The sequence below is a fragment of the Marilutibacter chinensis genome, assembly GCF_021725675.1.
GTDB classification, from domain to species: Bacteria; Pseudomonadota; Gammaproteobacteria; order Xanthomonadales; family Xanthomonadaceae; genus Marilutibacter; species Marilutibacter chinensis.
Window position 1 is genome coordinate 252,558 of the sequence record NZ_JAKJPO010000001.1, and the last position, 24,720, is coordinate 277,277.

10 protein-coding genes are annotated in these 24,720 nt (G+C 66.3%); 9 read left to right on the forward strand and 1 reads right to left on the reverse strand.

The annotated features are described in order from the left end of the window. The first annotated feature begins 157 nt into the window (after window positions 1-157). The 8 genes from L3V18_RS01060 (at window position 158) to L3V18_RS01095 (ending at window position 14,096) form a co-directional block, all read left to right on the forward strand. The gene (locus L3V18_RS01060; RefSeq protein ID WP_237052771.1) at window positions 158-1,783 is read left to right on the forward strand and encodes a glycoside hydrolase family 43 protein; all 1,626 of its coding nucleotides are present in this window, start codon (window positions 158-160) and stop codon (window positions 1,781-1,783) included. Then, window positions 1,737-2,876: an alpha/beta hydrolase gene (locus L3V18_RS01065; RefSeq protein ID WP_237052772.1), complete on the forward strand. Its 1,140-nt coding sequence runs from the start codon at window positions 1,737-1,739 to the stop codon at window positions 2,874-2,876. Before L3V18_RS01060 ends, L3V18_RS01065 begins: the two co-directional genes overlap by 47 nt. Before the next feature lie 412 nt (window positions 2,877-3,288). Then, window positions 3,289-5,163, forward strand: a complete 1,875-nt coding sequence (locus tag L3V18_RS01070) for a glycoside hydrolase family 9 protein (protein WP_237052773.1) — start codon at window positions 3,289-3,291, stop codon at window positions 5,161-5,163. 142 nt (window positions 5,164-5,305) lie between these two features. Next, the gene (locus L3V18_RS01075) at window positions 5,306-6,514 is read left to right on the forward strand and encodes a glycoside hydrolase family 27 protein (protein ID WP_237052774.1); all 1,209 of its coding nucleotides are present in this window, start codon (window positions 5,306-5,308) and stop codon (window positions 6,512-6,514) included. After that, window positions 6,514-9,132 carry a glycoside hydrolase family 2 protein gene (locus L3V18_RS01080; protein WP_237052775.1) on the forward strand — a complete coding sequence of 873 codons (2,619 nt, stop codon included), beginning with the start codon at window positions 6,514-6,516 and terminating at the stop codon, window positions 9,130-9,132. Before L3V18_RS01075 ends, L3V18_RS01080 begins: the two co-directional genes overlap by 1 nt. Before the next feature lie 20 nt (window positions 9,133-9,152). Then, complete coding sequence (locus L3V18_RS01085) at window positions 9,153-10,679, forward strand: alpha-N-arabinofuranosidase (RefSeq protein WP_237052776.1); 1,527 nt, start codon at window positions 9,153-9,155, stop codon at window positions 10,677-10,679. A 124-nt stretch (window positions 10,680-10,803) separates the two neighbouring features. Next, entirely contained in the window at window positions 10,804-12,756 is a 1,953-nt protein-coding gene (locus tag L3V18_RS01090; protein ID WP_237052777.1) for a sialate O-acetylesterase, read from the forward strand. Window positions 12,757-13,487: 731 nt separating this feature from the next. After that, window positions 13,488-14,096, forward strand: coding sequence for a hypothetical protein (locus L3V18_RS01095; RefSeq protein ID WP_237052778.1), 609 nt, complete (start codon window positions 13,488-13,490; stop codon window positions 14,094-14,096). A gap of 125 nt (window positions 14,097-14,221) precedes the next feature. Here the strand turns inward: L3V18_RS01095 and L3V18_RS01100 are convergent, their stop codons facing one another. Beyond that, a complete protein-coding gene (locus L3V18_RS01100; RefSeq protein WP_237052779.1) occupies window positions 14,222-14,596 on the reverse strand; it encodes a helix-turn-helix transcriptional regulator in 375 nt (124 codons plus the stop codon). A gap of 676 nt (window positions 14,597-15,272) precedes the next feature. Between L3V18_RS01100 and L3V18_RS01105 the strand changes: the two genes are divergently transcribed. Next, window positions 15,273-24,701 carry a FimV/HubP family polar landmark protein gene (locus L3V18_RS01105; protein WP_237052780.1) on the forward strand — a complete coding sequence of 3,143 codons (9,429 nt, stop codon included), beginning with the start codon at window positions 15,273-15,275 and terminating at the stop codon, window positions 24,699-24,701. The last annotated feature ends 19 nt before the right edge of the window (window positions 24,702-24,720 follow it).

Genomic DNA, 24,720 nt, shown 5'->3' on the forward strand with positions numbered 1-24,720 from the left:
CCGGTCCATGGCCCGGCGCCGGACCGGGCAGGGGTCGTCCATGAAACCCCTTACATGCATGTTGCTCACGGTCGCGGTTCCGTTCCAGCTTGCGGCTTGCGGCCCGAATGCGGGACCTGTCATCGCTCCCGATTCCGGCAGGGCGGTTTTCGAATGGGTGGAATATGCCGGGGCCGACCCCGTGTTCGAGCAGGTACCGCCGCCCGGCGCCTTCCGGAACCCCATCCTCGCGGGCTTCCATCCCGACCCGAGCATCGAGCGGGTCGGCGACGACTACTACCTGGTCAACTCCACCTTCGGGTTCTATCCGGGTGTCCCGGTCTTCCACAGCCGGGACATGGTGAACTGGACACAGATCGGAAACGCGATCGACCGCCCCGACATGATGCCGTTCGGCCCGGACGTCAGCCTGAGCGGCGGCGGCATCTACGCGCCCGCCATCCGCCATCACGACGGGACCTTCTACCTGACCACCACCTGCGTGGGGTGCGGCGGCAACTTCATCCTCACCACCCGCGATCCGGCGCAGGGCTGGAGCGATCCCGTCTGGCTGCCGCACATCGGCGGGATCGATCCGTCGCCGTTCTTCGACGACGACGGCCGGATGTACATCGTCCACCATGCCGATCCACCGGTGAAGAAGTACCCCGCGCATACCCAGATCCGGATCATGGAGGTGGATCGGAAGACGTTCGCGCCACTGTCGGAGGACGTGCTGCTAGTTGATGGCAGCGACAAGCAACCCTGGCATACCGACTACATCGAAGGCCCGCATCTCTACAAGGTCGATGGCCGCTACTATCTCGGCGTGGCAGGCGGCGGCACCGGGTACTACCACCAGCAATTGTTCTATCGCGCGGACTCGCCGTTCGGTCCCTTCCGCGCCAATCCCCGCAACCCGGTGCTCACCCAGTTCGGCCTGCCGGACGATCGTCCCGACCCGGTCACGGCCACCGGTCATGCGGACCTGGTGCAGGACCAGAACGGACGCTGGTGGGCGGTGTTCCTGGGCACGCGCGTGTACGACCTGGCGACCCCGCCGCAAGACCCCGGCAACTTCCATACCGGTCGCGAGACCTTTCTGCTGCCGGTGCGCTGGGAAGACGGCTGGCCGGTGATGCTGGCCAAGGGACAGCCACTGCCGTGGACCCCGAAAGCCCCGGCGTTGCCCGCGGGCGACGCGCCTGCAGTCCCCACCACGGGCAACTTCGGCTGGCGCGAGGAATTCGATGCACCCGCACTCCCGCCCCAGTGGCTGTTCGCAAGAACGCCGCGCAGCCAGTGGTGGAGCACCGGCAGCGGTGCCCTGGTCCTGCAGCCGCGCGCGGACCGCATCGGCGGGAACGGGCAGCCCTCGTTCGTCGGTCGTCGCATCCAGCACATGAAGGCGTCGTTCTCCACCCGGCTGAAATTCTCGCCGTCCCGGCCGGGGGACGAGGCGGGGCTGCTGGCCGTCCAGAACGACGACTTCTATTACGCCTTCGGCCTGGGAACCGATGAGCAGGGCAACGCCGTGCTGAGGGTCCATCGCCGTCGGGGTGGTGACGAACCCGCCGATGGCGTGGTGCTGGCCGAACGGGCGCTGGGTCCGGAAGTACGTGAAGGGGTGACCCTGAAGATCGATATCGATCGGGCCAGGATCGACTTCCGCTACAGCGCCGACGACGAGACCTTCACCGCCCTCCTGGACGACGCCGATGCGGACGTGCTGACCACGGCGGCGGCCGGCGGGTTCGTTGGCGCCGTTGTGGGCCCCTATGCGCACAAGGAGGCGTCGCCGTGACAGAACATCGCGCCGCGCCACCGGATGCGTACTGCCTTCGTTCCATGTGTTCGAACGACGCCGGCGCCGCCCGGCCCGGCTGCGTGGGAGCGCTCATCCAGTGAAGACGGATGCCAGGCGCTACCCGCCGCGATGCAGAACGTTCCCGGGTACCCGACGGGACGCGGTCCCGCCCATGCGGTTGCCCGGCCTCCTGGCCGCCATTCTCCTGCTCTTCGTGGCCGGTGCTTCGTTTGCCTGGGACACCGAGGAAGTCACGCCGGAACGGGTGCGCGCCAATTTCGCCAGACCGATCGTTCTGGGCCCGGACGATGTGCGTGCGTTTCCCGATGCGCCGGCCGGCTTCCGCGACGTGCGCGCCGGCGCCGCGCAGGGGAGGGTGGAGACATTCGGCTATGGTTCGGGCGTCACCGGCACGCGGCGCCATGCCAATGTCTACCTGCCGGCCGGCTTCCGGGGCGACCGCACGTATCCCGTGCTCTACCTGTTGCACGGGATCGGCGGCAACCAGGATGAGTGGCCCGGCTACGTGCGTGCGCAGGCGATCCTGGACAACCTGATCGCGGACGGCAGCGCGGTACCGATGATCGTCGTCATGCCCAATGGCCGCGCGCTTCCGGACGATCGTAGTCCCCCGCCGGAACGTGTGTTCACGCCGGAGAACGCGGCGGGCTTCGCGAGGTTCGAGCATGATCTGCTGGATTTCCTCATTCCTGCGATCGAGGCGAAGTATCCGGTCCACGCCGACCGCGCGCACAGGGCGATCGCCGGACTCTCGATGGGCGGCGGCCAGGCATTGAACTTCGGTTTCGGCCATCCCGACATGTTCGGCTGGGTCGGCGCATTCTCCGCGGCCCCCAACACCCTGCCGCCGGCGGAGCTGGTGCCCGATCCGGCAGCGCTACGCGGACGATTCGCGCTGCTGTACCTGTCGTGCGGGAATCGCGACGGCCTCATCAACGTGTCCCAGGACCTGCATGCATACCTGAAACGACACGATATCGTCCATCTCTGGAACGTGGGCGATCACGGTCACGATGGCGACAGCTGGGCGAACAATCTTCATCACTTCGTGCAGAGGATCTTCCATTGACCCGGCACCCGACGCCAGTTCGGTACGGGGCGGGGGCGGGTCCCGATCACCGATGCCATGCGTTGGCGGGACATCCGCGTTGCGCCGATTGCACTCCAACCGCTGTCGGCGGCGATCCCTGCTGTCGGCGCGCCGGGACAATCGACTCTGCAGCGGCACCATTTCCCGTTGACCTTTACTCAACTCCTGCACAGAGGCGGAGCAAACGATGACGAACCTAGACCTGCGGGGCATGGCGGCCCTGTCCGTCGCTCTGGGCATGGCGGTCGGCCTGCCAGCCTGTGGAGGTGGTGGAAGTCCGCAACCCACAGCTTCCGGACCCGCAGCGGCGACGGCGGCCACTGAGACGGCCGCAGCCATGGCCCTGGCCAGCACCGTTGCTGCGGAGTCCACCACCTCACGGCCGCGGGTGATGTCGAAACCACTGCCTCCGATGCTGAGCAGTGTGGTGGGTGACGGTCCGTTCATCGTCGTCGATCAGTTCGGCTATCTGCCCGGCCTGGAGAAGGTGGCGGTGCTGCGCGATCCGGAAGACGGCTTCGACAGCGCCGACCAGTACGTCCCGGGCGCGACGCTGCAGGTGATCGATACGGCAACGAACGCCGTGGTGTTCAGTGGTTCGCCGACGCCGTGGAAGGACGGCGCCGTCGATACCTCGTCCGGCGACCGCGTGTGGCACTTCGACTTCAGTGCCGTCACCGCGCCCGGCACCTACGAGGTGGTGGATGCGGCGCGCAACCTCCGCTCGGCCCGGTTCGAGATAGGTGCCGATGTGTACCGGCCGGTACTGGTACAGGCGGTGCGCACCTTCTTCTACCAGCGCGCCGGTCACGCCAAGCTTGCGCAGTACGCCGGCGCCAGGTGGGCCGACGGCGCAAGCCACATGGGCCCGCTGCAGGATACCCAGGCGCGCCGCTACGACGCCCCCGGCGATGCATCGACCCAGCGCGACCTGCATGGCGGCTGGTATGACGCCGGCGACCTCAACAAGTACACGAGCTGGGCAGCGAGCTACGCCGTCGACCTGCTGCATGCCTACACCGAGAATCGGCCGGTGTGGACCGACGACTTCAACATTCCCGAGTCCGGCAATGGCGTTCCCGACATTCTGGACGAAGTGAAATGGGGCATGGACTGGCTGGCTCGGATGCAGAACGGCGATGGCTCCGTGCTGTCCATCGTGGGGTTGGCGTCGGCCGACGGAGGCGGCCGGCCTTCCGCCGCCACCCGGCAGAGCCTGTACGGCAACGCAAGCACTTCGGCGACGCTCGCGTCGGCGGCGGCCTACGCCTACGGCGCCCAGGTGTATGCATCGTTGAACAGGCCGGCCTACGACACGTATGCCGCCGACCTCCGGCAACGCGCAGAGCGGGCGTGGGACTGGGCCATCGCCAATCCCGACGTGACCTTCTACAACAACGATGCGGCCCATGGCACCGCCGGCCTGGGCGCAGGCCAGCAGGAGACCGACGACCAGGGCCGTGCCAACCTGCGCCTGGCGGCGGCGATCTATCTGTACGCGTTGACCGGCGAGGCGAGCTACCGCAGCTACGTCGACAGCAACTACACCGAAGTGCCGATGATGAAGTCATGGTGGCTGTCGCCCTACCAGAGCGGCGTGACCCGCCCGCTGCTGTACTACGCCTCGTTGCCAGGTGCGACGTCCGGAGTGGCGCAGGCCATCCGCACCCGCTACACGGAGTTGTGGGAGCGGCCGGACTATGCCGGCTGGGGGGCCATCGCCGATCAGCGCGATCCCTACCGCGCCCACCTCGACTCCTACCATTGGGGCAGCAACGGAATAAAGGCGCTCATGGGCGGCATGTTCGCCGACCAGGGCCTGTACGGCCTGAGCCAGCACGGTTCCGCCGAGATCGCCAACGCCGGCGCGGCGTACCTGCACTATCTGCACGGCGTCAACCCGCTGGGCAAGGTGTACCTGTCGAACATGGGCGCCCACGGCGCGGAGAACTCGGTCGATCAGTTCTTCCACTCGTGGTTCGCCGACGGCACCGCGTGGGACAGCGCGCGGGATTCGCTATATGGCCCCGCACCCGGCTTCCTGGTGGGCGGTCCCAACAGCACCCAGTACGACTGGGACGACCGCTGTCCCGGTATATCGCCCAGATGCGGTTCGACCCGGCCCTCGCCGCCGTACGGCCAACCGGGACAGAAGGCGTACAAGGACTTCAACGACGGTTGGCCGCTGAATTCCTGGCCGATCACCGAGAACTCCAACGGCTACCAGACCGCCTACATCCGGCTGCTGGCGCGGTACGTGAGGTAGCCCATGACCGGCATGACGGAGGGGAACTCCCGTGTATCCACCGAACGGGCCAGCGTCGCCGCTGGATGAAGAACGGCCGACGGCTCGGTAGGGGGCGCCCCGCGCGCTCCCACCGGACCAGACAACTCCTGAGAGAACCACGATGCATCACCTTGTCCGACACACCACGCATGCCGCCATCCTGCTTGGCCTGCTCGCTACTGCGCCCCTCCATGCCCACGAGACGCTCAAGCTGGAAGCGCCCAAGCCGCTGCTCGCACCGACGCCTCCGATGGGCTGGAACTCGTGGAACAAGTACGGCTGCGATATCGACGAGGCGCTCGTACGCAGGCAGGCCGACGCGATGGTGGCGTCCGGCATGAAGGACGCCGGCTACCAGTACATCATCATCGACGACTGCTGGCAGAAGAGCCGCGACGCCGACGGCAACATCATTGCCGACCCGGAGCGCTTCCCCAGTGGCATCAAGGCGCTGGCCGACTACGTGCACTCGAAGGGGCTGAAGTTCGGCCTGTACTCCGACGCCGGTGTGCTCACCTGCGGTGGCCGCCCCGGCAGCGCCGGCCACGAGTTCCAGGACGCGCGCCAGTACGCCAGGTGGGGCGTCGATTACCTGAAGTACGACTGGTGCTACACCGGTACCCGCAACGCCGAGGCCGCCTACACCCTCATGGCCAAGGCGCTGCGCGAGTCCGGGCGCGACATCGTGCTGTCGATCTGCGAATGGGGCGACAACCACCCAGAACGCTGGGCGCAGCCGGTGGGCCATCTGTGGCGCACCACCGGCGACATCTTCGACGCATGGGAGGGCAGGAAGGATTATTCGCTGGGCATGACCAACATCCTCGACCTGCAGGTGGAGCGCTGGCGCCACTCCGGGCCCAACGCATGGAACGACCCCGACATGCTCGAGGTCGGCAACGGCGGCATGACGACCACCGAGTACGAGTCGCATTTCTCGCTGTGGGCGATGCTGGCGGCGCCGCTGATCGCCGGCAACGACTTGTCGGCGATGGACGCGGACACCCGCCGCATCCTCACCAACGCCGACGTCATCGCCGTCGACCAGGATCCGCTGGGCCAGCAGGCGCGACGCATCTGGAAGGAGGGCGACCTGGAGATATGGGCACGCCCGCTGAAGGGCGGTGAGCATGCGGTGGTGCTGTTCAATCGCGGCGAGGCGCCGGCCGAGATGGCGGTGAGCTGGGATCAGCTCAATCTTCCCGCCGGCCTGAAGGCCGACGTCAAGGACCTGTGGAGCAAGCAGGTCACGCAAGACGTGCGCGGCAGCTACGGCGGCACGGTTGCCTCGCACGGCGTGATCATGGTGCGGATCGCACCGGTGCTCTGATGCGCAAGGCCGGCAACGTGAAGAACTTCCTGCAACTTGCGATGGCCGTGTGCATCGGCCTTCTTGCCAATCTTGCCTGCGCGGCCCCGCGCAGCAGCGAGGTGATCAACCGCGACTGGACCTTCACGCTCGGCAACCCGCCGGGCGCGCAGGCGGGGGACCACGACACGGCGGCCTGGCGTCGCGCGGACCTGCCGCATTCGTTCTCGGAGCCGTACTTCCTGGGCACCGGCTTCTATGTCGGTCACGGCTGGTACCGCAAGCAATTGGACGTGCCAGCCGGCGCCATCGGCAGGCGCATCACGCTGGAGTTCGATGGCGTGTTCCAGGACGCCGTGGTCTGGGTCAATGGGCAGAAGGCAGGCCGCCACGTCGGCGGCTACACCGGCTTCAGCATTGACATCACTCCTTACGTGAGGGCGGGCGACAACCTGCTGGCCGTGCATGTCAACAACGAGTGGAATGCGCGCGTGGCACCGCGCGCAGGCGAGCACCAGTTCTCCGGCGGCATCTACCGCAACGTGCGCCTGGTCGTTACCGACCCCGTGCACGTGGCCTGGTACGGCACCTTCGTGACCACCCCGCAGGTATCCGACGAACGCGCCACGGTGCGCGTGCAGACCGAGGTGCAGAACGACCGCGGCGGCGAGCCGGTGAAGGTGGAACTGGTTTCCGAAGTGCTCGACGCCGACGGCAAGCGGGCGGCGGTGCAGCGCAGCGAACGTGTGGTGCCGGCCGCTGGCGTCGTGGTCTACGACCAGACGCTGCCGGAAATCATCGGGCCGCAACTGTGGTCGCCCGACCAGCCTTACCTCTACACGCTGGTGAGCAGCTTGCTGGTCGACGGCAAGCCGGTGGATCGGTTCGAGACGCCGTTCGGCATCCGCAGCATCGAGTTCACCGCCGACCATGGCTTCTTCCTCAACGGCAAGCACCTGTACATGATCGGTGCCAACGTGCACCAGGATCATGCCGGCTGGGGTGACGGCGTGACCGACGGCGCGGCGCGGCGCGACGTGCAGATGATCAAGGACGCCGGCTTCAACTTCATCCGCGGCTCGCATTACCCGCATTCGCCGGCCTTCTCCAGGGCCACCGACGAGATCGGCCTGCTGTTCTGGTCGGAAGCGCCGTTCTGGGGCATCGGTGGGTTCGGCGCCGATGGCAGCTGGCTGTCCAGCGCCTATCCGCCCGACCCGGCGGACCGGCCCGAGTTCGAGGCCAGCGTGCTGCAGCAGGCGGCGGAGATGATCCGCATCCACCGCAACCATCCGTCCATCGTCATCTGGAGCGCCAGCAACGAACCGTTCTTCACCGTGGACGAGGCGATGGCGCCGATGCGCGATTTCCTCAGGCGCCAGGTGGACTTCATGCGCCAGCTCGACCCGACCCGGCCGGTGGCCATCGGCGGTGCGCAGCGCGGTGAGATAGACAAGCTGGGCGATGTGGCCGGCTACAACGGCGACGGCGCCACGCTGTTCCTGGACCCCGGCATTCCCTCGATGGTGTCGGAGTACGGTTCGACGATGGTCGACCGTCCCGGCGCCTACGCGCCCGGCTTCGGCCTCATGCCCGACACTCCGGACCAGAAGGCCAACCCCAAGCCCTATTCGTGGCGCTATCCCTGGCGTTCGGGCGAAGCGCTCTGGGCCGGTTTCGATCACGGCTCGATCGCTTCGGTCGAGTTCGGTTCGATGGGCTTCATCGACTACTTCCGCCTGCCCAAGCGCCAGTACCACTGGTACCGCAACACCTACGCGGGCGTACCGCCGCCTGCCTGGCCGGTGGACGGCAGGCCGGCACAGTTGCGGCTCACCGCCAGCCAGACGCGGATCCGCGGCACCCAGGGGCTGGACGATGCGCATCTGGTGGTGACCGTGCAGGACGAAGCGGGCAGGGCGCTGAGCAATTCGCCCGACGTGACGCTGACCATCGTCGACGGTCCCGGCAAGTTCCCCACCGGCCGCAGCATCCATTTCAGCAACACGTCGATGGTCGCCATCCGCGACGGCCAGGCCGCGATCACGTTCCGTTCCTACTTCGCCGGCGAGAGCGTGATCGAGGCCACCTCGCCTGGCCTGAAGCCGGCACGCATCACGATCACGACCACCGGGCCCGATCCATTCGTTCCCGGTGTCTCACCGCTGGCCCCCGACCAGCCTGTCGTCACCTGGCCGGCGATCGCCCGCAACGCGCTCGCCGACGATCCGGTCAACGTCAGCAGCAGCCGCCCGACGTCGACCAGCGGCGCCGGTACCGGCCATGCGGGACCGATGGCCAACGACGGCCAGGAGCAGACCTGGTGGCGTGCCGACGCGAACGACGGCTCGGCGTTCTGGACCGTGGACCTGGAGAATCTCTATGCGCTCCATTGGCTGTCGCTGGTCATGCCCGACGAGCTCGTGCCCGGCTTCGTCGTCGAGGTCAGCAGGAACGGCTCGGACTGGCACCAGGTCGGCGAGGGCGAGGGCGGACGCAGGACCTACGGGATCGCGCTGTTCGAGCACGTCGACAGCGCCCGCTTCCTGCGCATCCGCTTCCCCGCGGTGACGCCCGGACACCCGGCCATGCTCAGCGAGGTGAAGGTATGGGCCAGGCCGGCGCAGGAACGACGATGAATGACTCCATGGAACAGAAGATGAAAATGAGACATCTGCTATGCGCCGCGATGCTGGCGTTCTCCGCATGCATTCCGGCGATTGCCGCCGAACCTGTCGAAGCGCATCTGACGGTGGCGAAGGAGGTCGCCGGCCCGCGCATCGAGCCGGAGATCTATGGCCACTTCGTCGAACACCTCGGTACCGGCGTCTATGGCGGACTGTGGGTGGGGCCGGAATCGGAGATCCCGAACACCCGCGGCTGGCGCAACGACGTCATCGAGGCATTGCGCCGGATCGAGGTGCCGGTGATCCGCTGGCCCGGTGGCTGCTTCGCCGACGATTACGACTGGCGCGACGGCATCGGCGATCCGGCGAAACGGCCGGTACGTCTGAACAGGTGGTGGGGCAGGGTGCCCGAGTCCAATCGCGTTGGCACGCACGAGTTCATGGATCTGGTCGAGCTGCTCGACAGCGAAGCCTACATTGCGGCCAACATGGGTTCGATGTCGCCGATGGATACCAGCCGGTGGCTGGAGTACATGACCTCGGACAGCGATTCCACGCTCGCAAAGGAGCGTCGCCGCAATGGCCGCGAGCGTCCCTGGCGGGTGAAGTACGTGGGCGTCGGCAACGAAAGCTGGGGCTGCGGCGGCAACATGCGTCCCGAATACCAGGCCGACCTGCACAACCGCTACGCGACCTATCTGCACGACACGCTGCGGGTGGCATCGGGAGACGGCCAGCGCGACGACCATCTGGTCGAGGTGCTGATGGAACGGTCCGGCGCCCACATGGACGCGTTCACACTGCACTACTACACCATCGCCGGAGAATGGGAGGACAAGGGTCCGGCCACCGGATTCGGCCTCGATCGCTGGGCGAAGGGGTTGGAGTCCGCACTGGGCATCGAAGAGCGCATCGTTGCAGTGTCCGGCATCATGGACAAGTACGACCCGGACAAGCGCATCGCGCTCTACGTCGACGAGTGGGGGACCTGGCACGACCCCGCACCGGGCAGCAATCCCGGCTTCCTGCAGCAGCAGAACACGCTGCGCGATGCCTTGGTGGCCGCGGTGTCGTTCAACGCGTTCCACCGCCACACGGAACGGGTGAAGATGGCCAACATCGCGCAGATGGTCAACGTGCTGCAGGCCATGGCGCTGACGGACGGCCCGCGCATGGCGCTCACGCCGACCTATCACGTGTTCGACATGTACAAGCCGTTCCGCGGCGCGACTCCGTTGAAGGCGACACTGGAGACCCCGCGCTGGCGGGAGGGCGACATCGAGCTGCCGGCCGTGGACGCATCGGTGGCGCGCACGGCCGACGGCCGCGTGGTGTTGGCGCTCGCCAACCTGGATCCGCGGCGATCCGCGCGGGTACGGACCAACCTCAGCGGCGCCGTGCAGGGCCGGATCCTGACAGCCGACGCGATCGATGCGCACAACACGTTCGCACGGCCGGACGTGCTTGTGCCGACGCCGTACAGCGCTGGGGGGGAGGGTGAGGCATTGACGCTCGAGCTGCCGGCAAAGTCCATCGTCGTCGTGGATCTGCCGCGATGAGCCTTCCAGCAGGTGATCGGCTGGCGCGACATCACCGCCGTTCGCGTGGCGCCATGGCCGCGGGATGGCAGCACGACAAGCAGGCTTCACGCAACGCGGCGATGCCGTGCCGCAGGAGAACGAAATGAGTCGAGTCGGTTTGGTCAGGATCCTCGCGACCCTGACGTTCATCGCCCTGGTCCCGTTGCTGTCCGCCCACGCCGTCGAACTGCCGCTGTTGTTCTCGGACGGCGCGGTGCTGCAGCGCGACCGGCCGCTGCCGGTGTGGGGCAGGGCGAAGCCGGGAGCCGGGATCGCGGTGGAATTCGACGGCCATCGCGTCGAGACCGCAGCCACCGCCGCCGGAGAATGGCGGGTGGAGCTGCCTGCGCACGCCGCGGGCGGGCCCTACGAACTGGTCGTGCAGGAGCGCGGTGGCGGCACCGTGCGCGTTCGTGATGTGCTGGTCGGCGACGTGTGGCTTGCCTCGGGCCAGTCGAACATGGAATGGCCGCTGCTGCAGACGGACGGCGCCGAAGTCGAGATCGCGCATGCCGACGATCCCATGATCCGGCATTTCAAGGTCCCCATATCCTGGTCAGAGAAACCGGAAGCACGTCTGGCCGGCGGCGCCTGGATCGCGGCTTCGCCGCAAACCGCAGGCGAGTTCTCCGCCGTTGCCTACCATTTCGCCCGGGAGGTCCGCGAGGCTACCGGCGTACCGATCGGCATCATCAACAGCACCTGGGGCGGCAGCGCGATCGAGGCCTGGATGGGCCTGGACATGCTCGGCATCGATGTCGCCACGGTGGCCGAGAAGATACGACAGAAGCGTGTGGTCTACGACGAGGCGGAGGCGAAGACCCGGGCGATGATAGCCCGCTGGAGCGACACTCCACCTGCCATGCGGGACGCGGACTGGGCGGCGACCGGATTGGACGAGTCCGACTGGGCCGACCTCCGCGTGCCGGCGTCCTGGGAGTCGCGGGGCTACGCCGGGATGGATGGCGTGGCCTGGTATCGCACGACCTTCCAGCTGAGCGCGCGCGAGGCAGAAGGCGACCTGGAACTCGGCGTCGGCCAGATCGACGATTCCGACAGCGTCTGGGTCAACGGGCGCCGGGTCGGTGGCATGGAGCAGAGTTGGAACGTGCCGCGCAGGTACGTGGTACCGGCGGAAGCGCTGCGTCCCGGGTCGAACACCATCGCGGTGAAGGTAACCGACCTCGGCGGCAATGGCGGCATCGCCGGCAGTGTGGACCAGGTCTATCTGCGGCCAGCCGGTGGGTCGCAGCGGTCGCTCGCGGGCGAATGGAAGTTCCGTACCGTCGAAGTCAGCGTAGCGGTGCAGGGCGACAAGAACCAGATCGAAACGCTGCTGTACAACGCGATGATCCATCCGCTGCAACCGTACCCCTTGTGCGGGGTCATCTGGTACCAGGGGGAGGCGAACGCCTATCCCGGCGGCGACCGTCGCTACCGAGACCTGTTCGCCGCGATGATCCGCGGCTGGCGCGCGGAGTGGAATGCACCGGAACTGCCGTTCCTGTGGGCCCAGTTGACCAGCTGGATATCCGCAGGCGATACCACCGATGCGCTCGGCAACGTGCAGAGCCCCTGGGCGGTGCTGCGTGAATCGCAGACGGCGACGCTGGCGCTCCCGGCCACCGCGCAGGCGGTGATCATCGATGTCGGCGACGCTCACGACATCCACCCGCGCGACAAGCGCACCGTCGGCCACCGCCTGGCACTGGCCGCACGGCACGTGGCCTACGGCGAGGAACTGACATATGCCGGTCCGATGTATCGATCGATGTCGACCCGGGGCAGTCGCGCGGTGCTGCACTTCGACCTGCAGGGCAGCGCATTGGCAGTGCGAGACGGAGGCGATGCGGTGAGTGGTTTCGAGGTCGCCGGGACCGACCGCATCTTCCATCCGGCGCAGGCGCGCATCGTCGACGACACGGTGGAGGTGTGGAGCACTCATGTGAGCACACCGGCTGCGGTCCGCTACGCCTGGCGGGACAACCCGGAAGGCGCCAATCTCACCAATCGCGAAGGCCTGCCTGCGTCTCCGTTCCGTACCGTGGAATGGTGAAGCGACGATGTCTGCCGCAGGACATGCATGGATGGCAAGAAAAGTTGCCATCCCGGCGCCAGCGAGTCCATGCCGGTCCCGCTGAAAGCGAACACCAGCTTGGCCTGCGGCAGCGCCGGAATGCTGCTGGTCATAGGTACGCTCCTGCCCAGTAGCAGATGTCGATGCGGCAGTTGATTGGGGGCCGTTATCGCAGGTGCAAGACCCGATGGGTGCGGCCTCACGACACCAGTTGGGTTGGTGTCTTAGACCGATAATCGGACGGTTGGCCGCACTGAATGATTATCCTGCATAAGGGTAGGGGAAAACCCCTGTTGAAACTAATAGCAGCAAAAGGAAGGCTCAAGGGGTGACTCCTCCCAAGCCTATCGTGATACTGGGAGCGCATGGATCACAACGATACAAACGCCACTACAAGTTTCTGCTCACTAGCGAGTGCACCTTCCCCGGAACTACTAGCCTATTGAGAACCTCAACATGCACACATCCCTGTCGTGTGCATGTAACTGGGCGAGCGAGAGCCCCTATGCAGCTCGCCAAGCAGGCGAAGAAACTATGGAAGCCGAGCCTGAGCCAGCCGTGAGGCGGCCAGAAGCGGAGGGAAGAAAAGGAGTCTTTCTCTCCCTTTAACCAGGAACTCAAGGCAGAGAACAGAAGAAAGTCTGGCGAGACTGGAATCATGCGCAATCACAACGACCGCCGAGCATAAGGCATAAGACAAGGAGTCCGTCATGAATGTGGTAGAGATGACCGCACCAAAATCTAGTCGATTAGAATCGTGGGCTATCTTTGAGCGAGTCATGGCGCAGTACGAAGTCTACAACTCAAGAACTCACCTTTATTCCATAGAGGATATGAACTCGATAATGAAGTTGGTCGATCACTCCGGGCAGATGGCGCACAGAGTGCTGATGGACAAGCATGATGAAGAGGTGATCCTTGCAGCTTTCTTCTACAACATAAGAGGAATTATAACAAGATCAAAATTGAGCGTTTGCTTGAGAAATATTGCTTGCAGCAAGCAAGGGGTTCTGTCGGGCATGGGACTATCAATGAGAGTTTCGAATATGATTGATTCCAAGCATGAGGCGGGGCGCTACATGGAGCTAAAGAAAGGTTGCGGAAGGAAAAGAAAGCCCTGCGGGGGTGATCTGTGGGTGTATCGTGAGAAGCCCGGCGATGTGGTAATGACGAGAGCTGAAGCCGATCGATTCGAGTCACATACTGACTTTCCTGTCTATCTAATGCTGCGCGAACTGGATGACGGCGTGGACGGCGATGGAATGCCATCTGGGATTCTTTCCCACGTGCGCCGAATTGCAGCAAGGCACATAAGGTAGAGCGTCAGGTGATAACCTCGATCCTCCGGTATTCGAGGCCTGCCGACAGCGTAGCCTTGACGTCCTCGTCAAACGACTCTGCTTGACCACGCTGCAGGCGCGACGCACCCGGAGGCGGTACCCGGTTACGCATCAGGATAGTTTTCTGCGACCAGCCCAATTATTCCGACAATCTGCTCGCGGATCCTGACCGGTATCCGACGAAGCGCTGCAAGGCACTTGGCCTCAATATCGTCATGGACGTAGTCCGAGGTATTTATGGCCGGTATCCAGTCGTCTCCGGTTGGATGGATCGGGCCGCGGCCAGTTCCCAACCATTCCAGGCAGACCTGGGTCGTGATCGCGATCCGAATCAAGTGATGCATGGACGGGTAGCTGCCGTTAGCCCGTTCCCACTGAGCCACCGCACTTCGCTGGACACCTACAGTGTCCGCCAATGTTTGTTGTGAGAGTTTCGCCATCATCCTGGCGCGGCGGATTCGGTCGGATAACGTCGCCATGGGTATCGCCGGAGCTCCTTGTCCTTGGCTTGGGGGGTGAGCACTGATAACGGGTTAGAGATTCATGCTGCAATGCGGTCCGGAATCGATGACATGGCAGAGTTCCAATGCCGATAACTCAGGACCAGCGCGTGTCGATATTCCTGAAGTCATTGGTTTCGTACATCATGTAAATCCTTGTTTTCACTTCGCCTTGATCTGGAAATATCAAATCTGCCCCCGTTCAGCGAGGAGGTAGCGACAGTTTGGGGGCGTACGGCCATCTTGTCTTCTAGATGGCAGGGCAATGTGACGTAAATCACAGATTCAGCCCGTGCCGCCCGAACATTGATCCGCGAATCGCGGACTCCTTCTTCCGTCCTCGCTTACACACTGCGGGCCGGCATGTGCCGGTTTGCGAGGGGACGTTTGAGTTGTAGCCGCCCAAGTTCATGGAGGATGGATCATGTTGAAAGCCGCACGCAAACAACGTGGCAAGCGCCGTATCCGCGTCCATCCGCTCAGCCGAAGCATCGCGCTGGCATTGCCGCTGGTGGCAGCACTGCAACTGGTCAGTCCTGCCGCAGCCGCACAGGACGCTACCTGGAACGGGCCTGCTGCAGGCTCCTGGAACAGCGGAGTGAACTGGTCAGGCGGGACGGTCCCGACCGGAACAGCGACTTTCGGTAACTCGTTCTTGCTTCCACGCACCATTTCCTTTGACGACGGCTCGAACAACTCGATCGGGACGATCCAGTTTGATGCTTTCGTCAACGCGGCGCATACCTTCAACGTGGGAGGCGCGCTTACCGGTGCCACCCTCAACGTGACAGGGACTGGCATCGTCAACAACTCGGTTTTCGTGCCAGTCTTCAATGTAGGCGGCGCGACGGGTACCGGAACCCTCAACTTCAACGGCGCCGGTACGACGGCGGCAAACTCCCAGCTCAATGTCGGCCTCAACGGCAACCTCGGCTTCGATGGCACGGCCACGGCAGGCACCGCGACGATTGGCGTGGCCAGCGGCGGCAGCGCCAGCTTCCTTGGCTCAAGCACGGCCGGCGACGCCAACATCGACGTCACACTCGGCGGCAGTCTGAGCTTCGGGGGTTCAAGCACGGCCGGCAATGCCAACCTGACGGTTGGCGGGAACCTCGATTTCGATGGCCTAAGTACGGCCGGCAACGCGACGATCGACGTTAATAGCGGTGGTGTCATCGCGTTCTCGGGCTCAAGCACGGGCGGCGACGCCCAGCTCACGCTCAACGCCGGCGGTTCGCTCGACATGAGCGGCCTGACCTCCGGCTCGATGAGCTTTGGATCCCTGGCAGGCGCGGGTTCGGTCAACCTGGGTACCAACACACTGTCGCTCGGCGCGACCGGACTAAATTCGACCTTCAGCGGCGTCATTACCGGCGGGGGTGGTGTGGCTTGGGACGGCACCGGCACGCTTTCGCTGTCGGGCGCCAATACGTTCACTGGCGGCGTGACCATCAATTCCGGCAGTGTGTTTGCCGGGAACACAAGCGCACTGGGTACGGGCGCGATCAACTTCGGCGCAGGCAGTGCGCTGACACTAGGCGCGAACGGGTCGTTCGGCAATGCCCTCAACCTGGCGGGTGGAGCCAACGCGACCCTGTCGGCAGCGACGGGCTTCAACGCGACCCTGAGCGGCGATGTGAATCTGGACAGCGGCGCATCGTTGAACTTCGGCGGTGGGGCCGCGACCGGCGGCCTGATTCTCGACTGGGGCGCCGGTTCCGTGATCGGTACGGGCGCGAACCTGTCGGCCGATTTCGGCACGGTTGGACTGGGGGCAGGATTCAACGGCGGCCTGCTCGGCGGCGCGAACCTCAACATCGGCGGCGCGGGCGCGTTCAACCTCAATGGTATCAATACCACGCTCGGGCGGCTGACCGGCACGGGCAACCTGGGGCTGGGCAGCGGCTTCCTGTCGCTTGGCGCGACCGGGCTGGACTCGAGCTTCGGTGGCGTGATCGGCGGCACTGGCGGGTTGAACTGGAACGGCGCCGGCACACTGTCGCTGTCGGGCGCGAACACCTTCAGTGGTGGCATGGCGATCAACAGCGGCAATGTCTTCGCCGGCCACACCAGCGCGCTGGGCATCGGCGCTGTCGGTCTTGGTGGCGGCAGCGCATTGACGCTGGGCGCAAACGGGACGTTCGGCAACGCCTTCAACCTGGCAGGCGGACTCAGCGCGAACCTGTCGGCGGCGAACGGCATCAACGCGACCCTGGGTGGGGACTTCAACCTCGGCGCCGGCGCGTCGCTGGGCTTCGGCAGCGGGGCCGCGACCGGCGGACTGATCCTCGACTGGGGTGCCGGCTCCGTGATCGGCGCGGGCGCGAACCTGTCGGCCGATTTCGGCACGGTCGGACTGGGGGCAGGGTTCAACGGCGGCCTGCTCGGCGGCGCGAATCTCAACATCGGCGGAGCAGGGGCGTTCAACCTCAACGGCATCAACACTTCGCTCGGGAGGTTGACCGGGTCAGGCAGTCTGGAGCTCGGCAGCGGCTTCCTGTCGCTGGGTGCGACCGGGCTGGACTCGAACTTCGGCGGCATCATCGGCGGCAGCGGCGGGCTGAACTGGAACGGCACCGGCACGCTGTCGCTGTCAGGGGCCAGCACCTTCACCGGTGGCCTCAACCTGGGCAGCGGCACCCTCAACGTCGGTCATGATCTGGCTCTCGGCACCGGCGCATTGACGGTAAGCGGTGCGGCCACACTCGCATCGAGTGCCGACGTCACCTTGGGCAATGCGCTGATCCTCAATGCCGACCTTTCGCTCGGTGGCACCAACAACCTGGGCCTGGCGGGCAACCTCAGCGGTACCGGCGGCCTGACCATGAACGGAACCGGCGTACTCAGCCTGAACGGCGACAACTCGCTGTGGGGCGGCAGTTTCAACCTCGCCAGTGGCACCTTGCAGTTGGGCAATGCCAATGCCCTCGGCAGCGGCCTGCTCGACATCGCGGGCAACGCCACGCTGGGGCCCGGCTTCGCCGGTTTCGACCTGGGCAACGACGTCAGCCTTGGCGCCGGCGCGAATCTCGCGCTGGGTGGCGATTTTGACTGGAGCCTGAGTGGCATCGTCAGCGGCGACGGCAGCCTGAGCTACGGCGGCCCGAGCCTGCTGACCTTGAACGGTGCCAATACCTTCACCGGCGGATTCACGCTCAGCGGCGGCCGTGTGCGGGCCGGCAACCTGGGCGCGTTCGGCACCGGCGGCGTGAGTCTGGGCGGCGGCGAGCTGATCCTGGGCGTGAACGGCACGTTCGGCAACGCACTCGGTGTTGACGCCGGGCTGGGTGGCACGCTGTCGGTCGGCGGCGGCCTCGCCGCGGGCTGGGGCGGTGGACTCAACCTCGGTGCGGGGTCAACCCTAGGCATTGGCACCGCGACCAACAACGGCACGCTGACCCTGTTCGGCGGCGGATCGCTGGGCACAGGGACCACGGTGTCGGCCGACTTCGGCAGCCTGCTGTTTGGCGACGCGGCATCGGCCGCGCTGCTGGGCAACGGCACGCTGAACATCGGCGCGGGCGGCTCGTTGGGACTCAACGGCTTCGATGCCTCGCTCGGCAACCTGACCGGCGCCGGCGGGATCGACCTAGGCGGCAACCTGCTCTCGATCGGCGGGCTGGGGCTCGACGGCAACTTCAGCGGCATCATCGGCGGCACCGGCGGCCTGGCCAAGCTTGGCGCGGGCACACTGACCCTGTCCGGCGCCAACACCTTCAGCGGTGGCATCGATCTCGGCGCGGGCGGCTTGCGCCTGGGGCATGCAAGCGGGCTCGGCACCGGCGCGCTGGGCGTGTCCGGCGACGCCACATTGGGTGTCAGCGTGGGCGGACTGGACATCGGCAATGCGCTCAACCTGGGCGCTGGCGCCACACTGGGACTGGATGGATCGCTCGACTTCTCGATCAGTGGCAACATCGATGGCAGTGGCGGCCTGGCCTTCAGCGGGCCGGGAGCGCTGACGCTCAACGGGGCCAACAGCTTCAGCGGCGGCTTCGGACTCGGTAGCGGCACGTTGAACCTCGGCAGTGCGACTGCACTGGGTAGCGGGCTGCTCTCGGTCGGCGGCAACGCCGACCTCAATGCCGGTCTGGCCGGGTTGAACCTGGGTAATGCTATCGACCTCGGCGGCGCCGCGACACTGAACCTCGGCGGCGTCGGCGACCTGAGCCTGTCGGGAACGATCGGTGGCACCGGCGGGCTGAGCTACAGCGGCCCGAACACGTTGAGCCTGGGCGGCGCCAACACGTTCAGTGGCGGCTTCAATCTCGGCGCCGGCACCTTGAACCTCGGCCACAATGCGGCGCTGGGCACGGGCCTGCTGACGGTGAGCGGCAATGCCAACCTCGAGGCCGGCCTGGCGGGCCTGGACCTGGGTAACGCAATCGACCTGGGAGGTGCAGCGACCCTGAACCTGGGCGGGGCCAACGATCTGAACCTCTCGGGTGCGATTGGCGGCACCGGCGGTCTGGCCTTCGACGGCAGCGGCACGCTGGGCCTCAACGGGGGCAACAGCTTCAGCGGCGGCTTCACTCTAGGCAGCGGCACGCTCAGCCTGGGCAGCGGTACCGCGCTGGGTACGGGCGCACTGGACGTCAGCGGCAATGCATCGTTGCAGGCGGGTATCGGCGGCCTGGATATCGGCAATGCGTTCAATCTGGGCGCCGGCACCACGCTTGGGATCGGCGGTGCCAACGGCGGCAGCATAAGCGGGAGCATCAATGGCGATGGTGGCCTGGCCTTCAACGGCAGCGGCACCTGGACGCTGGGCGGTGCCAATGGCTTTACCGGTGGCGTCGCCATCGATTCGGGCACGGTGCTGGCGCTCGATGACCTTGCGTTCGGCAGTGGCGGCATCACGCTCGGCGCGGATACCACGCTTGGGCTTGGCGGTGGCATCGCGATCGACAACGACGTGGTTCTGGGGGGCGACGGCAGCATCGACGTGACCGCCGGCATCGGCACGTTGGGCGGCAGCCTCAGCGGTGGTTTCGGCTTCACCAAGACGGGCGACGGTACGCTGTCGTTGACCGGCAGCAGCACCTTCACCGGGCCCGCCACGGTCACGGGCGGCACGCTTTCGGTCGATGGATCGCTGGCGGCCGGGGCGGACATCGGGGCCGGTGCCACGCTGGCCGGTACCGGCAGTCTCGGCGACGTGACTCTGAACGGCACGCTCACCCCCGGCAGCGTCGGTACCGCGGGCACGCTGACCGTCGGTTCGCTGTTCATGGGCGGTGGCGCGGTGCTGGATTACGACCTCGGCGTGTCCGGCGTGGTCGGCGGCAACACCAATGACCTGATCGTCGTCAACGGCGACCTGACCCTCGACGGCACCCTCAACGTCTCCGACATCGGCGGCTTCGGTCCCGGCGCCTACCGCCTGATCGACTACACCGGTACGCTGACCGACCAGGGCATGGACATCGGCACCCTGCCGACCTGGTTCACCCTGGACGATGTCGAGCTGCAGACGGGTGTGGCCAACCAGGTCAATCTGGTGGTCGACGGCGACGCGCCGCTGCAGTTCTGGGACGGCGCAGGAACCGCGCCGGACGGCAGCGTGGGAGGTGGCAGCGGCATCTGGAATGCCAGTTCCGGCAACAATTGGACCAATGTCAACGGCGGTTTCAATGGCGACTGGGTCGGCGGGTTCGCGGTGTTCCAGGGCGCGGCCGGTACTGTCACCGTCGAGGGTGCGGTCGACTTCGGCGGCCTGCAGATCGGTACCGATGGCTACTCGATCGTCGCCGGCACCGGCGGCGTGCTCAACACCGACAACGCCACGACGATCATCCGTGTCGATCCCAACGCGACCGGCGAGATCGCGGTACAGATCAACGGTACCGGCGGGCTGGTCAAGACCGATGGAGGCACGCTGGTGCTGTCCGGCGACAACGGCTTCACCGGTGGCCTGACGATCAATCACGGCGGCGTCGTGGCCGGCCACACCTCCGCACTTGGTACCGGTGACGTCACGCTGGGCGCCAACACCGGCTTGATGCTGGTCGCCGACGGCGTGTTCGCGAACGGCCTGAACCTCGCTGCCGGCACCAATGCAACCCTGTCCGCCGGCGGTGGCTTCAACGCGACCTTGGGCGGCGGTCTCGACATCGGCGACGGCGCGACCCTCAATATCGGCACGACGACCAATACCGGAACGGTGGCATTGACCGGCGCCGGTTCGACCCTCGGCTCCGATGTCACGTTCTCGGCCGGCTTCGGTACCCTCGCGGTCGGCGATGCCGACTTCGGCAACCTGCTGGGTTCCGCGACGCTGGATATCGGCGACGCGGGGACGTTCGACCTGGCCGGCTTCGATGCCTCGATCGGCCAGTTGGAAGGTAGCGGCGCGATCCAACTGGGCGGCAATACCCTTACGTTGGGGGGGCTGGGCCTGGACGACGCCTTCAGCGGAACCATTGACGGTACCGGGTCATTGGCCAAGGTCGGCGACGGCATATTGGCATTGAGCGGCAGCAACAGCTTCAGCGGCGGCGTCGACCTGTCCAGCGGCACGCTGGAACTGGGCAGCGACACCGCGCTGGGCACAGGCACGCTGGATGTGCTCGGCGATGCGACGCTGGCGACCTCGGTCGACGGACTCGACCTCGGCAACGCGCTTACCCTGGCCGGCGGCAGCACACTGGGCATTGGCGGGAGCAACGACCTGACCCTGTCCGGTGGCATCAGCGGGGCCGGCGGACTGGGCTTCGATGGCACCGGCACGCTGGGCCTGACCGGCAGCAACAGCTTCAGCGGCGGCGTCGACCTGTCCAGCGGCACGCTGGAACTGGGCAGCGACACCGCGCTGGGCACGGGCACGCTGGATGTGCTCGGCGATGCGACGCTGGCGACCTCGGTCGACGGGCTCGACCTCGGCAACGCGCTTACCCTGGCCGGCGGCAGCACACTGGGCATCGGCGGGAGCAACGACCTGACCCTGGCCGGCGGTATCAGCGGGGCCGGCGGGCTGGGCTTCGATGGCACCGGCACGCTGGGCCTGACCGGCAGCAACAGCTTCAGCGGCGGCGTCGACCTGTCCAGCGGCACGCTGGAACTGGGCAGCGACACCGCGCTGGGCACGGGCACGCTGGATGTGCTCGGCGATGCGACGCTGGCGACCTCGGTCGACGGGCTCGACCTCGGCAACGCGCTTACCCTGGCCGGCGGCAGCACACTGGGCATCGGCGGGAGCAACGACCTGAGCCTGTCCGGTGGCATCAGCGGGGCCGGCGGACTGGGCTTCGATGGCACCGGCACGCTGGGCCTGACCGGCAGCAACAGCTTCAGCGGCGGCGTCGACCTGCTGGGCGGCACCCTCAGCGTCGGCAGCAACACCGCGTTGGGCAGCGGCAGGCTCAGCGTGGGTAACGACGCCAGTCTGACCGCGGCCAGCGACGGTATCGATATTGGCAACACGGTCGCGATCGATCCCGACACCACCCTCACAGTGGGTGGTGCGAACGATCTCGTCCTCAGCGGCGACCTGCAGGGAACCACGGGCACGCTGGCCAAGACCGATAGCGGCGCGCTGACGCTGGACGGCGACATGAGCGGCTTCACCGGCACGCTGGCGGTGAACGGGGGCACCCTCAACGTGTCCGGCCCGGTCGACACTTCGCTGACTAGTGCGGTGGGCAGCACCGCCAACTTCGGTGGCGGAAACGATGTATTGACCGTGGCCGGAGACGTGGCCGGCACGGTCAATCTAGGTGGTGGCAACGACATTCTCAACGCAAGCCTTGCAAGCCTGGAAGGGGTCACCGGCACCATTGACGCGCAAGACGGCAGCGACCAGCTTGCGTTGACGGGTGATGGCGAAGCGACGTTGCCAGCCGACGCGTTCGTCGGGTTCGAGACGCTGGACCTGGCGGGTGGCGGTACCCTCGTCGCGGCCGAGAACAGCACCGTCGATTTCCTGGACACGCAGATCAACGAAGGCACCCTGGTTCTCGATGGCACCTGGGGCGGCACCGCCACGGTGGCCTCGGGCGCCGGGCTGGTCGGCGATGGCGCGCTGCAGGGAGACCTGTTGCTGCTGGGCACCCTCGCACCGAGCGGCCTGGATGGCGCCACTGGTGCGGCCGGCGGCAGCGGGACGCCGGGCGCGTCGCTCAGTGTGGGCGGCCTGACCACGGGCGCGGGTTCGACCCTTCAGTTCCGCCAGGATGGCAGCGGCGCGACAGATTCGATCACCGTTGCCGGCAACGCGACCCTGAACGGCGGACAGGTAGTGGCCTTGCCGCAGGCGGGTACCTATGCGGCCAGCACCGAGTACCGGATCCTCACCACCGGTAGCCTGGGCGGCGCATTCGACAGCGTCACCCAAGACCTGTTGCCGTTCCTGCATGCCAGCCTGGTGACCCGAGGCAACGACATTTACCTGCGCTTGGCGCAGGCGAACTTCAACCAGTTCCCGGGGCTTTCCAGCAACCAGCAGTCCGTGGCCGATGCGATGCAGGCGATCGCCGATCGCGACCAAGGCGAGCTCGAGGACCTGCTGTCGGCCGCACGTGGCGTGACCGCGGACCAGGCACCTCGGATGTTCGACACCCTGACCGGCGAGAGCTACGCCTCGGTGCTCAGCGCTTCGCGCTTCGGCGCCGAGCGCCTGCACCGTACCGTCGGCCAGCAGCTCGACAGCGGCCGTGACGAGGCCCGCGGCGCTGGCGCGGTTACCGCTTGGGCCACGGCCTACGGCGGCAATGCCGATTTCGAAAGTGATCAGCTGGCCGCGATCGACAACCAGCTCAGCGGTCTTGCCGTCGGCGTGGACTACCAGGCCAGCGAGGCTTTCCTGTGGGGCGGCCATCTGGGTCTCTCGCGCTCGGAACAGGACATCGACCGCCGCGGCGACAACATCGACAGCGACAACGTCAATCTCGGCGCGCACTTCGCCTATGCGCCGACGAACTGGTGGATACAGGGCGCGGCGGGCCTGAGCCGGCAGAGCCACGAAGGCCGGCGCACCGTCGAGGTCGGCACGTTCGAGCGTACAGCGCGTTCGGACTTCGACAGCGACGGCCTGTATGCGATGGTCGAAAGCGGTCTGCGATTCGACCGCGGATCGTGGCGGATCGAACCTTTGATCGGTGCGTACTATCACAACGTGAATCTCGACGGCTTCACCGAACGGGGAGCTGACGATGCCAACCTGCGGGTCGAGTCGGCCGACTACGAGACCATCACCGCCGGCGCAGGCGTGCGCCTGGCCGGCGCGTTCGACAGGTCCGGTGGTGGCCGACTGTCGCCGACCTTCGACCTGCGTTACCTGCATGACCTCAATGACGGCCGTCCGCGTACGGTGAACCACTTTGCGGCGGCGCCGGTTCCCGGGTTCTCCACGGTCGGCTATTCGCCCGAGCGCAATCGCTGGAACGCCGGCATCGGCCTGGCCTATGACTTCTCACCGGCGACACGTGCCTTCGTCGAGCTCCGCAGCGATCTGGGGGGCGACGATCGAGGCAACACGATCGGGATCGGCATGCGCACGAGCTGGGGCGGCGTCCCGGCGACCGCCGCGGCGCGTCCGGCACCGACTCCGGTGGCATCCGATCCTGATCTCGATCCGGCAGTGGCAGTCACACCTGCCGATCCTTCGAGCATGGAGCAGGGGGCCGATCCCGCACCTGCTGCCCTCGCTCCGACCGGCGCGGGCGCGAGTGTGGGGGCCGCTCAGCCAGCCCCAGTGGCACCGACCTCAACGGAGCCGTCCTCGACGGGGGAGAGGGGCATGTGCAGAGCCCGGCCTGCGCCCAGGCCGGTCACGGAGTGTGCCAGCTACACCGTGGTGCAGGGCGACTCGGTGAGCGGAATTGCAAGCCGTATGAGCACCGGTGTTCAGGAACAACGGATGGTGGCGCTGTACCGCGGCAACCCTCCTGCATTCATCGGCAACAACATGAACCGGTTGAAGAGCGGTGCCGAAATGGACGTACCGTGTCCAGTGACCATCGAGGCGATCCCGGTGTCCGAGGCCAGAGGCGTGGTGGGGCAGCACGCCCGCGACTACGTCAGGCGCTACGGGCCGTTCAAGCCCGGCGATCCGGATGCCACGACGCAGGCGCTGGATTGCGAATGAGATCAGCTATCCACTAGTT